This is a genomic window from Kineococcus rhizosphaerae (assembly GCF_003002055.1).
In the GTDB taxonomy this organism is placed as follows: domain Bacteria; phylum Actinomycetota; class Actinomycetes; order Actinomycetales; family Kineococcaceae; genus Kineococcus; species Kineococcus rhizosphaerae.
The window spans coordinates 1-14,689 of record NZ_PVZF01000011.1 but is presented as its reverse complement, the minus strand read 5'-3'; the positions used below and the strand labels follow the sequence as shown (position 1 = coordinate 14,689).

The 14,689-nt window shown below is 74.2% G+C and carries 11 protein-coding genes and 2 pseudogenes; 7 read left to right on the top strand and 6 right to left on the bottom strand.

Translation table 11 applies throughout. The features are described from left to right. Positions 1 to 80: 80 nt before the first annotated feature. Entirely contained in the window at positions 81 to 770 is a 690-nt protein-coding gene (locus CLV37_RS19475; protein WP_106213550.1) for an SDR family oxidoreductase, read from the bottom strand. A gap of 56 nt (positions 771 to 826) precedes the next feature. Here CLV37_RS19475 and CLV37_RS19470 point away from each other — a divergent pair, with 56 nt between their 5' ends. Together CLV37_RS19470 and CLV37_RS19465 are read left to right on the top strand one after the other, a co-directional pair. Then, the gene (locus CLV37_RS19470) at positions 827 to 1,204 is read left to right on the top strand and encodes a MerR family transcriptional regulator (RefSeq protein ID WP_106213548.1); all 378 of its coding nucleotides are present in this window, start codon (positions 827 to 829) and stop codon (positions 1,202 to 1,204) included. After that, complete coding sequence (locus CLV37_RS19465) at positions 1,201 to 1,410, top strand: hypothetical protein (protein ID WP_146149499.1); 210 nt, start codon at positions 1,201 to 1,203, stop codon at positions 1,408 to 1,410. The genes CLV37_RS19470 and CLV37_RS19465 overlap by 4 nt, the downstream gene beginning before the upstream one ends. 151 nt (positions 1,411 to 1,561) lie before the next feature. Here CLV37_RS19465 and CLV37_RS19460 read toward each other — a convergent pair whose 3' ends face one another. Beyond that, positions 1,562 to 2,677, bottom strand: coding sequence for a phosphatidylserine decarboxylase family protein (locus tag CLV37_RS19460; RefSeq protein WP_170127377.1), 1,116 nt, complete (start codon positions 2,675 to 2,677; stop codon positions 1,562 to 1,564). Between the two features lie 104 nt (positions 2,678 to 2,781). On the opposite strand from CLV37_RS19460, the gene CLV37_RS19455 reads away from it, so the two are divergent. Genes CLV37_RS19455 through CLV37_RS19445 form a run of 3 tightly spaced genes read left to right on the top strand, consistent with a single transcriptional unit; the run spans position 2,782 to position 5,983 of the window. Beyond that, positions 2,782 to 3,837 carry an SDR family oxidoreductase gene (locus CLV37_RS19455; protein WP_106213884.1) on the top strand — a complete coding sequence of 352 codons (1,056 nt, stop codon included), beginning with the start codon at positions 2,782 to 2,784 and terminating at the stop codon, positions 3,835 to 3,837. Further along, positions 3,834 to 4,175, top strand: a complete 342-nt coding sequence (locus CLV37_RS19450) for a hypothetical protein (protein ID WP_106213542.1) — start codon at positions 3,834 to 3,836, stop codon at positions 4,173 to 4,175. The genes CLV37_RS19455 and CLV37_RS19450 overlap by 4 nt, the downstream gene beginning before the upstream one ends. Further along, complete coding sequence (locus CLV37_RS19445) at positions 4,172 to 5,983, top strand: glycoside hydrolase family 15 protein (RefSeq protein WP_106213882.1); 1,812 nt, start codon at positions 4,172 to 4,174, stop codon at positions 5,981 to 5,983. The genes CLV37_RS19450 and CLV37_RS19445 overlap by 4 nt, the downstream gene beginning before the upstream one ends. 91 nt (positions 5,984 to 6,074) lie before the next feature. Here the strand turns inward: CLV37_RS19445 and CLV37_RS28630 are convergent. After that, positions 6,075 to 6,941 (bottom strand): annotated as a pseudogene (locus CLV37_RS28630) (Brp/Blh family beta-carotene 15,15'-dioxygenase); the annotation flags it as partial. A gap of 110 nt (positions 6,942 to 7,051) precedes the next feature. After that, complete coding sequence (locus CLV37_RS19435) at positions 7,052 to 8,032, bottom strand: bacteriorhodopsin (protein WP_170127376.1); 981 nt, start codon at positions 8,030 to 8,032, stop codon at positions 7,052 to 7,054. Positions 8,033 to 8,185: 153 nt separating this feature from the next. Between CLV37_RS19435 and CLV37_RS19430 the strand changes: the two genes are divergently transcribed. Together CLV37_RS19430 and CLV37_RS19425 are read left to right on the top strand one after the other, a co-directional pair. After that, positions 8,186 to 9,883 (top strand): SpoIIE family protein phosphatase, encoded by a 1,698-nt coding sequence (locus tag CLV37_RS19430; RefSeq protein WP_170127375.1) that lies wholly within the window; start codon positions 8,186 to 8,188, stop codon positions 9,881 to 9,883. Between the two features lie 478 nt (positions 9,884 to 10,361). Beyond that, complete coding sequence (locus CLV37_RS19425; protein WP_245885493.1) at positions 10,362 to 11,894, top strand: flotillin family protein; 1,533 nt, start codon at positions 10,362 to 10,364, stop codon at positions 11,892 to 11,894. A gap of 641 nt (positions 11,895 to 12,535) precedes the next feature. Here the strand turns inward: CLV37_RS19425 and CLV37_RS28185 are convergent. Both CLV37_RS28185 and CLV37_RS19415 read right to left on the bottom strand, forming a co-directional pair. Continuing rightward, positions 12,536 to 12,943: pseudogene (locus CLV37_RS28185) on the bottom strand (hypothetical protein); the annotation flags it as partial. A 332-nt stretch (positions 12,944 to 13,275) separates the two neighbouring features. Then, the gene (locus CLV37_RS19415) at positions 13,276 to 14,526 is read right to left on the bottom strand and encodes an LssY C-terminal domain-containing protein (protein WP_211298789.1); all 1,251 of its coding nucleotides are present in this window, start codon (positions 14,524 to 14,526) and stop codon (positions 13,276 to 13,278) included. Positions 14,527 to 14,689 lie beyond the last annotated feature (163 nt).

Here is a 14,689-nt window from a genome sequence, read left to right as displayed (position 1 = left end):
ACCGCGATCGAGGACGAACCCTTCCCCGATCGCCGCGGCGCGTTCCTCGATCGCGGTGCGGAGTTCCTCGATCGCCGTGGTCAGGCGGTGAGGAACTGCGCGTAGAACTCGCGCGGGTCCTTCGCCAGCGACGCCTTCACCATGGCGCTCCAGTCGTCGACGACGACCTCGAGGTCACCGGCCTCGACACCGTCGAGGACCCTCGTCGCCACGACCGCCGGGGACAGCTTGTCCCCGTCGAACCCGGCGGTCATGTCGGTGTCGGCCAGGCCGAGGTGCACCGAGGTCACCTGCGTCCGCTGCCCGGCCAGTTCCAGGCGCAGGGCGTTGCTCATGTTCCAGTTCGCGGCCTTCGACACGGCGTACGCGCCGGAGCCGGGGTAGGCGAACCACGACAGCGCCGAGGACACGTTGACGACGGCGCCGCCGCCGTTCGCGGCCAGGACGGGGGCGAAGGCACGGACCATGGACAGCGTCCCCCAGAAGTTCACGTCCATCTCGGCGCGCACGCCGTCGAGGTCGCCCAGGAGGGTGGCCCCGGTGGAGATCCCGGCGTTGTTGACGAGCAGGTCGACGTCGCCGGCGAGGTCGGCGGCCGCGGCGACCGCGGCGGGGTCGGTGATGTCCAGGGCGATCGCCTTCGCGCCGGGCAGGTCGAGGGTGTCGGGCCGGCGGGCGGCGGCGTAGACGGTCGCGCCGCGGGCGAGCAGTTCGAGGGCGAGGTGGCGGCCGATGCCGCGGTTGGCTCCGGTGACGAGTGCAGTGGTCATGCGGAGTACGCTAAAACCTCACGTTGACGTCAGAGGCAAGTCTTCGGGAGGACGAAGTGCGCATCGGTGAGGTCGCGAAGGGTTCGGGCGTCAGCGTCCGCGCCCTGCGCTACTACGAGGAACAGGGCCTGCTCACGGCCGAGCGCAGCCCCAGCGGCCAGCGGCACTACCCGGACTCCGCCGTCGACCGCGTCAAGTTCATCCAGAACCTCTACGCCGCCGGGCTCGGCAGCAAGGCCGTCCTGCGGATCCTGCCCTGCATGGAGCACGGCGTCCTGACCGACGCGATGCTCGCCGACCTGCTCGCCGAGCGCGACCGCGTGCAGGCCCAGCTCGACGAGCTCACCGCGACCCGCGACAAGCTCGACGACGTCATCCGCATCAGCCGGGCCTACCAGCAGGACCGCACCGTGTGCGCGGCGGAGGCGTCGTGAGCGACGAGGAGGAGTTCTCGAGGCTGCGCGGCGAGGCCAAGCGCAAGGGCTGGACGCTGGAGGCCCCCACCAAGCGCCACCCCGGGTACCTGCTGACCAGCGGGAAACCCGGGGAGAAGGACGCGCGCATCGCCTTCGGCGCCGCCGGGCCCGTGCTCACCCTCGCCGAGGTCGAGCAGTGGCTCAAGGAGCTGCCGAAGGGGTAGGACCCGCCTACCCGGGCAGTCGGTCGGCGGCGGTCGCGATCCGGGAGCGGACGTGGACGAGCCCGGTGGCCGGGCCGCCCGGCAGGGCCTGGACGGCGACGTCGGCCAGCGCACCGGGGCGGAACAGCAGGCAGTGGGTGGAACCGCCGAACTAGAAGCGGCCCAGTTCGTCCCCCTTCTCGACGCGCGCCCCGGGGACGACGGCCTCGTCGATGAGGCAGGAGGACACGTCGGCCATCCCCACCGGCACGAACCCCACGAGCCCGAGGACGGGGTCGTGGGCGCGGATCAGGATGACGGCGCGGGCGGCGACGTGGGCCATGTACCCCTGGGAGTCCTGCGGGACGGCCGCGTCGGCCCCCTCGGTGTCGGCGTCGGAGAAGTAGGTGCCGCCGACGACGAAGGCCCGTTCGACGGTCCCCGAGACCGGGGCGTGCCAGCGGTGGTAGTCGGTGGCGCTGAGGAAGGCCTGGTACACGGTGCCGCCGACGAACTCCTCCACGGCCGGGTCGCCGGCGAACACGTCCTGCAGGGAGTACGGCTGGGTCTTGAGCCAGAACCGGTCCTGGCGCTGGACCCCGTGCACCAGGGCGTACGGGGTCGACTCGCAGGCGCTGACGACGACCTTGTCGTCGTCGGGGGCCTCGACGGGGCGTTCGCCCTCGCGGAAGCGGCGGGTGAAGAAGTCGTTCCAGGAGGTGAAACCCCAGTGCTCGTCGTCGGGGTCGTGCTGGTACTGCTCGATGCCGATGGCCTCGGCGGCGGCCTGCGACATCCACCCCGCCTCGGAGTCGTCGAGCACCGACAACGACGCGGGGCTGTCCAGGTGCTCGCACCACGCCCGCAGCACCTCGCCGAGCGCGGCGTTCACGGTCGGGTCGCGGTAGGCCGCGAAACCCGACGGGGTGGCGGTCGTCTGGTCCAGGACGGCCTGGACCGGGGTCATCACCATCGAGTCCGGGCTGAACTCCGGGGCCGTGGTGAGCACCGCGTTGAGCAGGCGCAGCATCTCGGGCACGTCGTTCAGGTGGCGCGCGGGGTGGCCGGGCCCCTGCGGGACCTCGGCGATCATGCGTTCCAGCCGCATCCGCACCAGGGCGTCGCGCTGGACCAGGTCCTCGAACGCGCGGATCGCCGGGTGCCGCGGGACGTCGTCCCCGGCGACGGCGACGTTGCGGAGCAGGTCCTCCACCCACGCGGCGACGCTCTCGGGGTCGGGCAGCCAGCCGCCGCGGCGTCGGGGGTCGGAACCGGATCGCAGGGTCACCCCTCGACCGTAGGGGCACGGCCCGCACCGCGCCCGCCTGGGAAACTGCCGTGAGACGCCGGTCCCGACCTGCGGTGGACCGCGCGGTGGGTCACGCTGCGGGCATGTCGAAACCCGCGGCGCCCACGACCGGTCACGAACTCCTCGCCCTCGAGGCGGCACCGTCCCGGAGAGGGGTGGCGGTCGTGACGGGTGGTTCGGCGGGGCTGGGCCGGGCGATCGTGCGCACCCTGGCCCACCGGGGCTGGGACGTCGCCGTGCTGGCCCGCGGTCACGACGGGCTCGCGGGTGCCGTGCAGGACGTGGCCTCCGCCGGACGGCGCGCGGTGGGAGTTCCCTGTGACGTCTCCGAGCACGAGCAGGTCGAAGCGGCCGCCGACCGGGTGGAGGAACTGCTCGGCCCGGTCGAGGTGTGGGTCAACGACGCGATGACGAGCGTCTTCGCCCCGTTCCTGGACACCGCCCCGGAGGACTTCGAACGGGCCACACGGGTGACCTACCTGGGTTTCGTCAACGGCACTCGCGCCGCCTTGCGCCGCATGGTGCCCCGCGACCGGGGACGGGTCGTGCAGGTGGGTTCCGCGCTGGCCTTCCGCGGGATCCCCTTGCAGGCGGCGTACTGCGGGTCCAAGCACGCGATGGTGGGTTTCACGGAGAGCGTCATCACCGAGCTCCTGCACACCGGCAGCGCCGTCCACGTCTCGATGGTCCACATGCCGGGCATGAACACGACGCAGTTCGGCTGGGTCCGCACGACGCTGCCCAAGTACCCGCAACCCGTGGCCCCCATCTACCAGCCGGAGGCCTGCGCCGCCGTCGTCGCCGACGTCGTGGACAACCCGCGCCGCACCACCTGGGTGGGTGAACCCACGGTCGGGACCATCCTGGGGAACCGGACCGTGGCGCCCCTGCTGGACCGCTACCTGGCGCGCAGCGGGATCTCCGGTCAGCAGACCGACCAGGACGCCTCGACGATGGTCGGCGACAACCTGTGGGAACCCGTCCCCGGTGACCACGGCGCTCACGGCGAGTTCGACGACCGCTCCTGGCGGTCGAGCCCGCAGGTCTGGGCCCTGCGTCACCGCCGGGCGCTGGCGGGCGCCGCCGTCGGCGCGGTCGCGCTCGCGGCCGGGGTCGTGGCCCGGGGGGCGCGTCGGTGAACACCCTCGCCCTGGCCCGCGCCGCCTGGGGGACGGCGCTGCTGACCGTCCCGCACCGGTTGCTGCACCGGGCCGGGGGACCCGGCGCCGACGACGACCGCGCCGTGGCGGTCGCCCGCGTCCTGGGTGCGCGCCACCTCGCGCAGGCGCTGGTCACGGGCGCGTTCCCGCGCCGCACGGTCCTGCTCGCCGGGGCCGCCGGTGACGCCGCCCACGGCGCGTCGATGCTGGCGCTGGCGCGGCTGGACCCCGCCCGCCGCCGCGTCGCCCTGCTCGACGCCCTGGTCGCCACCGGCTGGGGGACCGCGACGTGGTGCGCGGCCCGGAGCGACCGGTGAGCGGGGCGGGAGCGGCGCAGGACGACGAGGCGCGCCCGGGCCCCGTCGCGCACACCCTGCGCGAGTTCGCGCTGCTGGCCGACGGGGAGCGGGGTGCGCTCGTCGGCCCGCACGGCGACGTCGCGTGGCTGTGCGCACCGCGGTTCGAGGACCCGGCGGTGTTCTCGGCGCTGCTCGGTGGCCGCAGCCGGTACCGGGTCGCGCCCGCCGCGCGGTGCACCTGGGGCGGGTCCTACGAACCCGGGTCCCTGGTGTGGCGCAACCGGTGGGTGAGCGACGACGGGGCCGTCGTGGAGTGCCGCGACGCGCTCGCGCTGCCCGCCGACCCCGACCGGGTCGTGCTGCTGCGCCGGGTCCGCGTGCTGCGCGGCCGGGCCCGGGTCGTCGTCGACCTCGACCCCCGGGCGGGTTTCGACCGGGACGGCGTGCGCGACGAGCACCGCGGGGACGACGGGACGTGGACCCTGCGCACCGGTGACCTCGGACTGCGCTGGACCGGTGCCCCCGACGCGGTCCGCAGCAGGCGGTACCCCGGGCTCACGACCGTGCTGGACCTCGACGCGGGGCAGGAGCACGACCTCGTGCTGGAGGTCGGGCCGGGGGACCCGCGGAACTGGCCGCGGCCGGTCCCCGCCCCCGTGCGCTGGCAGGAGACCGAGGCCGAGTGGGCCGGCCGGGTCCCCGCGCTCGACGGGGCCTGGTCCCCGCCGCAGGCCCGGCACAGCCTCGCCGTCCTGCACGGCCTGACGAGCGCGGCCGGGGCGATGGTCGCCGCCGCCACGACGTCCCTGCCCGAACGGGCCGACGCCCACGAGGACTACGACTACCGCTACGCCTGGGTGCGGGACCAGTGCTACGCGGGGGTGGCCGCCTACACCGCGGGCGACGACCGGCTGGGGGACAGCGCGACCCGGTTCCTCACCGCCCGGTTGCTGGCCGACGGCGCGCACCTGGCCCCGGCCTACACCGCCGACGGCGACCCCGTCCCCGGCCCGGGGCGCGTGGACCTGCCGGGGTACCCCGGCTCCGACGCCGGTACGGGCAACCAGGTGCGCACGCAGTTCCAGCTCGACGCGTTCGGCGAGGCCCTGCAGGTCTTCGCGGCCGCCGCCCGCCGGGACCGGCTCGACGAGGACGGCGAACGCGCCGCCCGGATCGCCGTGGACGCGATCGCGCAGCGCTGGCGGGAACCGGACGCCGGGATCTGGGAACTGGAGGACCGGCAGTGGACCCACAGCAAACTGGCCGTCGTCGCCGGGTTGCGCGCCTGGTCCGCGGCGTCCCGGTCCGCTGCGCCTGCGCGGCACCGGGACACGTCCACGCTGCTGCTGGCCGACCAGGTGCTGGCCGAGGCGACCCGCACCGGGCTGCACCCCAGCGGTCGTTGGCAGCGGGCCGCCGACGACGAGCGCGTCGACGCGGCGCTGCTGCTGGCCGGGCTGCGCGGGGCCGTGCCGGTGGACGACCCGCGGACGCTGGACACGCTGGCCGCCGTGCAGTCCGAGCTGAGCCTGGACGGCTACGTGTTCCGGTTCCGCCACGACGCCCGCCCGCTGCCGGAGGCCGAGGGGGCGTTCCTGCTGTGCTCCTACTGGACCGCCCTGACCGAGGCGCAGCTCGGGCAGACCGTGCGCGCCGTCTCCCGGCTGGAGAAGGCGCTGGCCGCCGCCGGACCGCCGCAGCTGTTCAGCGAGGAGTTCGACCCCGGGCAGCACCAGCTGCGCGGGAACCTGCCGCAGGGTTTCGTGCACGCGCTGGCGCTGGAGGCCTGCGTGCGGGTGCCGGACCTGCTGGGGGGCCGGCCGTGACCCGGGCCGGACGCCGGCCCGTCGCACCGTCCGGCCGGTGCCCGGCCCGTCGCGGCCGGCGCAGCGACCCGTCCGCGCGGGCCACGACGACGCTGTGGGGCACGGTGAGGCAGAGCACGAGCGCCAGGCCGACGACGAGCACGGAGTTCCCGCCGGCGAGCACGGCCACCGTCCCGGCGGCGACGGTGAGCGCGGTGGGCAGCGCGGCGGTGCGGCAGAACGCCCGCAGGGCCGCCGACGGGGCGACGCGGTCGCGGGCGGCGTCGACGGCCACCATGCGGGCCACCTGGCGCCAGGAGTGCCAGAGCCCGAAGTAGACGGCGAAGGCCAGCAGCGGGGTGACGAGCACGAACAGCCCGGCCAGGGCGGCCGTCTCCACCGCCGCCGACCACCGCCGGAGCCGCAGGGTCAGGACGACCGCGGCGACCGCGGCGGCGAGCACGGGGACGGCGCAGACCCTGGCGCACGTGACGACCACGGAGGCGTGGCCGCCGGACAGGCCCGCCAGCACGTCGTGGACGGCCTCGCCGTGCAGACCGAGGGGGACGGCGACCGGCAGTCCCCCGGCGGCGACGAGCCCGGGCAGTCGCTCGCGGAAGGGGGAGGGACGCCCGGTCCCGGCCTTCCAGCGGCTGGTGCCGTCGTCGGCGGCGGCGAAGTGGACCCCGGCCAGCAGCAGCAGGCCGAGCAGGGTCGGCGACGGGCTCACCAGCCAGCAGCAGGCGACGACCAGCGCACCGCCCAGGTAGGCCGCCGTGACCGCGCGCCGGTGGCGGGCCGTGGCCCCGGGGGCGAGGACCTCCGGCCGCAGCAGGTCGACCGCGCCGTGGGGCAGGCCCACCAGGAGGCTGACCGTGAGCAGGACGGCACCTGCCGGGCCGGCGGAGGCGCCCGCCCCGGTGAGGACGGCGGGCAGCGCCGCCGTCCCGGACCGGCCGGCGGTGGTGACGAGGGCCACGACCGTCGTCACCACCGCGACCAGGACGGGGAGGTCCAGGACCCGGCGCCACGCACGGGTGGGTATGAAGAGCACGCGCGGCACCTCGCCCGGGGTGGCGGCCACGTCGATCAGGACCGGTGGGCGGCGGCCGGTCCGGAGGCCGCGGTCGTCCCGTCCAGCGCGACCGCGGACGCCGCGACCGGCGGCACGGACAGCAGGGTCCCGGACACCCAGACCTCGCTCGGCAGCGTGTCCGGCACCGTCACCGCCCGGTGGGTCTCGGTGCCGCCGCCGGCGGCGAGGGCGTCCTCGGCGGTGCGCAGCTTGGCGACCTTGTGGATGAGCAGCCCGAAGCCGGCCTTGGCCGCGATGTCGGCGAAGCTGAAGACGAGCTGCTCGGTCGTGGCCCAGCCGGCGTTCGAGGCGCCGGCCCACGCCGGGACCAGGTAGGCCAGCGGGTAGGCGCCGAAGACGCTGAGCAGCAGGACGAGCGCGTTGCGGTAGCTGATCCGGGTCTCGGCCGAGACCCGGTCCTTCGTGGCCCGGTAGGCGCGCCAGGCGATCACGTACAGGACGATGAAGAAGGCGGTGCTGACCGCCCCCCAGACCCACAGGGCCGCGGTGGTGCCCTGGTGGGAGTCCTCGCCCTGGACGACGCCGAGGTAACCGGTGGCGATCATGAGGAAGGCGGCCGGGACGGCGATCGTGCGCAGCCGGAACGCCTGGCTGCGGGTCAGGGCGGCGACGGCGAGCAGTTCGACCGTCAGCAGCGGCACGGTGACCGACCAGTCCGTGTACCGCAGCTCGGTGACCACCGTCCCCGGGGCGGGGGTGAAGGTGGAGCCGTCGGCGGAGGCGTTGAAGCCGAGGACCCACTCGAGGATGAGCGCGACGTAGGCGAGGGTCGCCACCCAGCAGATGAGGGTGCTGGCGATGGCCGCGGGGCGGTACGCCTTGCCGATCTCAGCGGTGGTCTTGGCGCCGTACACGCCGGTGGCGAACAGGGCGAAGGCGGCGACGACGAAGGAGTACAGGACCAGCGAGTACTGGGTGGAGCTGTAGGTCGAGGTGGCGGTGAACTCCGCTCCCGCCAGGGCTGTGGGAAGCACGTGATCTCCTCGGGTATGAGCGCGACGCAACGTTTGCGAGGCGCAACACCATGACCGTAGGACCGGATCGCGGTCCGGGCGCGGCAGAACGCTCCCGCACGCCTGGGGATGTCCTGGGGATGTGCCGGAGGGGCGCCGGGGCAGGATGGGGCGGTGGACGACGACCTCCGGCGCGGACTGCTGAAGCTGTCCTCGGACGTGCTGCAGGGCACCATGCGCGCGGCGGAGGCCATCGAGCCGACGGTGACTCCCACGCAGCTGCGCGTGCTGGCCCTGCTGGCCGACACCGGCCCGCTGTCGGTGAGCGCCGTGGCCACGAGCCTGGGCGTCGCGGTCTCGACGGCCAGCCGGCTGGCCGACCGGCTCAGCGGCGCGGGGCTGCTCGTGCGCCAGGACGGTTCCGACAGCCGCCGGGAGGTGGAGCTGGCGCTGACCCGGCGGGGGCGGGTCGTGGCCCAGCGTTGGGCCGACGCCCGGGTGGCCGTCCTGGCCGACCTGCTCTCCCAGCTGGAGGGTCCCGCCCGCGCGTCCGTGGAGCAGGGCCTGCGCGCTGCGCGACCCGACGGCGACGAGGGGGCTGAGAGAGCGGGAGCGCAGCCCGACGCGACGAGGAGCGGCACGGGGTGGGCCCACCCGGGCGGTACCGCGCAGGCGTGCCACGCTCTGTCCACCGCGCTGGTGGCTGCCGACCCGCACACCGTCCCCGACGTCCTGGTGGCGGTCGTGGGCCGGACGCTCGCCTCGGACGCGGTGACCCTGCGGCTCCTGTCCCCGGACGGCCGGGTGCTGAGGCCGGTGTCCTGGACCGGGGCGCAGGACGAACGGGCCCCGCAGGACGAACCGGTGGAGCGCAGTCCCGCCGGGCAGGCCCTGCGCGAGGACGACGTGGTCGTGGAGGTCGACGGTGCCGCGGGGGTGGTCCACGCACCTGTGAGGTGCGCCGGGCGGTGCGTCGCGGTGCTCAGCGTGCGCTGGCAGGACGACGCCGACGCCGGAGCGGACGTTCCCCCCGAGACCTGGTCCGACCTGCTCTCGGCCCTGGCCTCCACCGCCGGTCCACTGCTCCCGTCGGTCAGCACCGGCAGCCGCCGGATGCACCTGGCCGCCCGCACGCGCGAGTGGACCGTGGCCGGGGAGGTGCAGGCACGTCAGTCGGGTCCGCTGTTCCTGGCCGCGCAGGGGGTCAGGGCGTCAGCGCACACCGAGCCCTCGGCCAGTGGAGGAGCCGAAGCCCACGACCTGGAGGTGGTGTCCGTCCCCCCGCGCCGGGGTTCGGCCTCCGACGGCCGGCCAGCGGTCCACCTGGACGTCGCCGTCCTGGACTGCCGCTCGCAGGGGCGCCACGCCGCCGGCGTGACGGGGCTGGCGCTGGGCGCGCTCCGGCACGCACGCAGCCTCGGCCTGCATCCCGCGGAGCAGGCGCGGCTGGTCGACGAGGCGGTGTTCGGAGAGCACCACGGGGAGGTGCTCGTCGACATGCTCCTGCTGCGGGTGGAGTTCGAACCCTGGCGCGTGCACGCCTTGGCCAGCTCCGACATCAGCGTGCACCGCCAGCGCGGTGCGTCGCTGCAACAGCTGGAGCTGGCGGTCAACGACGCCTTGGGGCTCACGGGTGAGGCCGACTACGCGACGGAGCCGCTGGACGTCCAGCGCGGCGACCGCCTCGTGCTGGTGGGTGACGGTTTCGGTCCCTTCCCCGCCCGGGGCCGCCGCCGTGTCGAGACCGTCGTCAACCGCTCACGGGCGCTGGCCGCCGAGGAGGTGGTGCGTCAGGTCATCACCGACCTGCTCGACCTCGCGGGTGCCGACGGCCCGGACCGGGACGCGACGATCGTGTGCCTCGACCTGTGAGGCTGCACGCCCCGCTGCCGCACCGCCGAACCACCCGCGAGGACACCGACGCTCGTCGATCGCGATGGACCCGCTCGACGCGGTGGAGCGGGACGCCGGCCGACGAGTCCCCGGTGACCGGGGATGTGGTTATCATGATCTCTGGTGTGCCGGGAAGCCTGGTCGGCGATGACGTCGTCGATCTCGGGAACAGGTGCTGACATGGACACCGACCTCACTGCCACGCTGCGCCGGTGCGCGTTCTGCGGCCCCTCGGCGACCCCCGCCTCCTCCCGCGCCAGACGCCGGAGCGGACGACGAGCGCCCCGCGGAACGTTCGACGAGACCCTGGCCGCGGAACTCGTCCAGACGCCTCGTGAGGGTTCGGCTAGTCGCTCGTGCGGCAGCACTCTGCGCTGCGTGCCCCCCCGCGTGTCACCCCTGTCCGTCCACGGTGCCTCCGGCGTCGTGGTGCTGTCCCCACAAGGAGTTGAGTGAGATGGACACCGTCGTCGTCAGTGCTGTCGTCATCGCCGCGATCGTCCTCGTCGCGCTCGTCGTCGCTGTGGCGGTGAAGATCCGCTACAAGATCGCCAGCCCCTCCGAGGCCCTCATCATCGTGGGGCGCAAGGGACGCCCGGTCACCAACCCCCAGACCGGGGAGGTGACCACCGACCTGTCGGGGCAGAAGGTGGTCATGGGTGCCGGCGTCTTCGTCAAGCCCCTGGTGCAGCAGGCGCACCGGTTGTCGTTGTCCTCGGTGCGCATCCCCATCTCCATCCGCGGCGCGGTCTCGCGGCAGGGGATCCGCCTGAACGTCGACGGGGTCGCCATCGTCAAGGTCGGTGGGACCGAGGACTTCGTCCGCGCCGCCGCCCAGCGGTTCTTGCAGCAGCAGAAGGAGATCGAGCCGTTCACCCAGGAAGTCCTGGCCGGCAGCCTGCGCGGGGTCATCGGGACGTTGACGGTGGAGGAGATCATCCGCGACCGGGTCGCCTTCGCCCGTCAGGTGGAGGAGGAGGCGGTGACCAGCCTGAACAACCAGGGTCTGGTGCTGGACACCTTGCAGATCCAGGACGTCAGCGACGACGGCAACTACCTCAAGGACCTGGGTCGGCCTGAAGCGGCGAACGCCCGTCGTGCCGCGGAGATCGCCGAAGCCAACAACGCTCAGGAGGCGCAGCAGGCCAAGTCCTTGTCCGACGCCAAGATCGCTCAAGCTCAACGCGACCTGGCGTTGCAGCAGGCCCAGTTCCGCGCCGACCAGGACAAGGCGGCCGCCGAGGCCGACGCCGCGGGGCGGCTGGCGGAAGCGGCAGCGCAGCAGCAGGTGCTGCAGGAGCAGGAACGGGTGGCCCAGCGTCAAGCCGAGCTGACCGAACGGACGTTGGACACCGAGGTCCGCAAGCCCGCTGACGCCCGGCGTTACCAGGCCGAGCAGGAGGCGATGGCGCACAAGACCGCCCGGGTCCTGTCTGCTGAGGCCGAGCAGCAGGCCGCCGTCGCCACTGCGCAGGCCGACGCCGAACGGGTGCGGTTGTCGGCGCAGGCCGACGCGACCCGGGTCCAGTTGGCCGCGGAGGCTGAACTGCAGCGTCGCACCGCTGACGCCAACGCGGTGCGTCTGGAGGGACAGGCGCAGGCAGAAGCGCTCACTCTCACCGGAGCGGCCAAGGCGGAGGCGCTGAGCAAGGAGGCGCAGGCCTTGAAGGAGTTCGGGCAGGCCGCGCTCACCCAGCGTGCTCTGGAGGTCCTGCCGCAGGTGGCGCAAGCACTGGCCAGTCCCATCGCCGGCATCAAGGATCTCACGGTCATCTCCAACGACGGCGCCGGTGCGCTCAGCCGGTCGGTGGGCAGCAACCTGCAGGAGACGTTCGAGGTGCTCAAGCGCACCACCGGCGTCGACGTGACCGAACTGCTGCGCTCCGTCGGCGCCGGTCACGGGAGCGCCCGGTCGGGCGTGGGGCGAGGGGGCCAGGAGGTTTCCGACCCGGCCCGCGCCCGCCTCGACGGAACAGCGCCGCAGGGGTAGCGCCGCAGGGGTGGTGGTCGCCGGCAGGATGGACTTCGCGGTGACGCAGGCCGTTTCGACGGCCCCGCCGGCGCTGTGTGCACGGTGCGGTTCGCGAGAACCGGAGGGTGGCCTCGTCGAGTTCTCGTGGTCCGCGGGTTCTCCTCCGTGACGGCAGGAGGAGCAGCCGGCAGGAGCGCGTCGCCAGGGGGAGCCAGGAGAGGCGACCCCTGGGTGGCGTCGCAGCGGACGACCCCGCCCCTGCGAGGGGATGTGCGACGCACCGCCGGCCTCTCCGTCGATGGTCTCGTGCTCGACTGTCGAGAAGTGGTTCCGGAGTGACACCACGTGAAGGGGGTGCACGTCGTGGAGAACTCCTTCGTCGGAGGGCTCCTCGAGTCGTGGTGGTTCCGCTGACCACTACCTCCGAGTCCTGCTCGAGTGCGTTGCAGCAGGGGGAATCCGCGCGTTCGACCGTTCCTGGGACGACGGGTCTGACGGCAGTGCTCATCAGCCGCGCCGTCCTCCCGGGCGATCCGCCCCCGCACGCAGGGGTGGAGACGCCGGGTGGATCGGCACCGTGACCGCGCGCACCGGCGATCGCCACGTGCGGTCCGGGCTCGGCGGTCGAGGTTGTCCGCGCCACGGCAACAGCGGGTTCCTCAGGCGCCGCTGCTGCGCTGACGCTGAGCGAAACCGGAGGCTGGGCGCACACCACCAGCGGGAGGTGCGTTGCTCGGCTGCGCCCCACCTCGTCGCGGCGGCAGTCGGTAGCGGATCAGCCGCGCGGAGTCGACGACCACGAACACCGACGAGGCGTTGTGCGCGATGGCCACCAGCACCGGCGAGAGCGCCCCAGCCGCCCCCGGCGCCAGACCCACCCCGTTGACCGCGATCGAGGCGCCGTAGCCCTGCCTGATCAGGCTCGGTGTCCGGTCGCCGAGGTCGCGCAACTGCGACAGCCGGCGCCGGTCGTCCCCGACGAGGGCCACGTCCGCGGTTTCGACCGCGACGTCGGTGCCCGGCACGCCCATCGCGATCCCCAGGTCGACCAGAGCCAGGGCCGGGGCGTGCGCCGCGGTGCCGGCCTCGCCGCGGCTCGCAGTTCGCGCACCGTGGTGGTCTTCGTGTCGGCGGGCAGCAGCGGGGCAGGACCAGCAGCAGGACCAGGTCCGGCGCCAGCACCAGTGGACTGGGCAGACCCGGTCCGTCCGCGCGGGCGGGTCGTGGCCCAGCGTCGGGCCGGTGCCCGGGTGGACGTCCCGTCCGACCTGCCGGCCCAGCTGGAGAACCCGGCCCGTGAGCTCGTCGAGCAGGGTCTGCACGACCCTCGACCTCGCCGGGCGCGACGGGCCCGACGAGGACGCCACCATCGTCTGCCTCGACCTGCGAGACCCCGCCCTCACCCCGCCCGGGCCGCGGGCCGGCGGGCCGTGACCCAGCGGCGCGCGCCGTCGGAGCTGACCGTCACCAGCACGAGCGCCGCGGCCCCGGCGTGCAGCAGCCGCGTGAGGCTGCCCGGGCCGGGGTCCGCGCTCGCGGCGTGGACCAGGACGACCGCCTCGACGGTGCTCAAGGCCATGAGCAGCAGTCGCGCCCACGCCTGGCGGGCCCAGACGAGCGCGCAGAGCAGCAGGGCGAGGACCGCGGGGACCGGCAGGACGGCCGCCCCCACCAGCGCGGCGACGGTCTTCACGAGGCAGACCGCCGCGGCCAGGCCCAGTTCCACCGGTGGCGTGCGGCGGTCGGCCAGGGCGGGGCGCCCGCTGGCCTCCGCGGGCTGGGCGCGGTCGTCGGCCGGTCCGTCCGTCAGGTCCAGGACGACGAGGCTGCCGTCGGTCCGGACGACGTCCCCGCCGCCGTTGCGGGAGCGGAAGGCCGGCACGAAGTGGGACAGCACGCCGGTGCGCGCGTGCGGTGACCCCGCCCGGACGGTGGCCACGACGTGGTCGCGCTCGACGTCGATGTCGGCGTCGATCTTGTGGGTCACCTGCAACGTGAACAGGGACAGGCCCACGGCGCGGTCGTAGGTGCCCGCCGCCAGCCAGTCGACGCGCTGCCCGCCGGGCAGGACCCAGTCCGCCGGGGTGGGCCAGAAGCGGACGTGGTGGCGCCGGGCCGCGTCCCCGCCGACCTCCATCTCGTAGGCGAAGGCCTGCAGGCGCCCGAACAGGAACAACCCCGACACCGGGGCGGACCGGTAGGAGCGGCGCAGCACGGCGGACACGACGATGCCCCAGCCGCTGCGCAGGGTCAGGTCGTCCGCCCGGGTCCAGCCGGCGGCGCTCATCGCCGCGTGGACCTGCTCGGCGCGGCCCTGGACGGCCAGGTTGACGGGGTCGCCGAGGATGCCGGACGACGTGGTGGTGCGGCCGATGAAGTAGTCCGGCACGTAGATCCGGGTCAGGACCTGCTGCAGCCGCGGCAGTCCGACGTAGGCCACCAGGGCCCAGAAGACGACCAGCCGGGCCAGCTCGCCCCAGGCGAGGGTGCGGTGGTCGCGGAGCAGGACCCACCCCAGCCAGAAGACCACCGCGGTGGCGAGGACGAAGAACGTGCCGTCGAGCACCTCCCCGACGCTCCAGGAGGCGGGCAGGCGCTTGGGCGGCAGCTGCGGCGAGGTGACGTCGCGGTCCCGGCGGTCGTCGAGCACCGGGTCATCATGGTCCTCAGCGACCGTCCCCCGGGTCGAACGGGGCAGGTTCGCCCGGGCCTCCTAGTTGTACTGACCATGGACGTTGGTGACACGCCGGTAACCGCAGGTCGTTGAGGCAAGAGAGGACCTCCGAGGGCAGTGTGGAGCTGCTGAAGGCGAC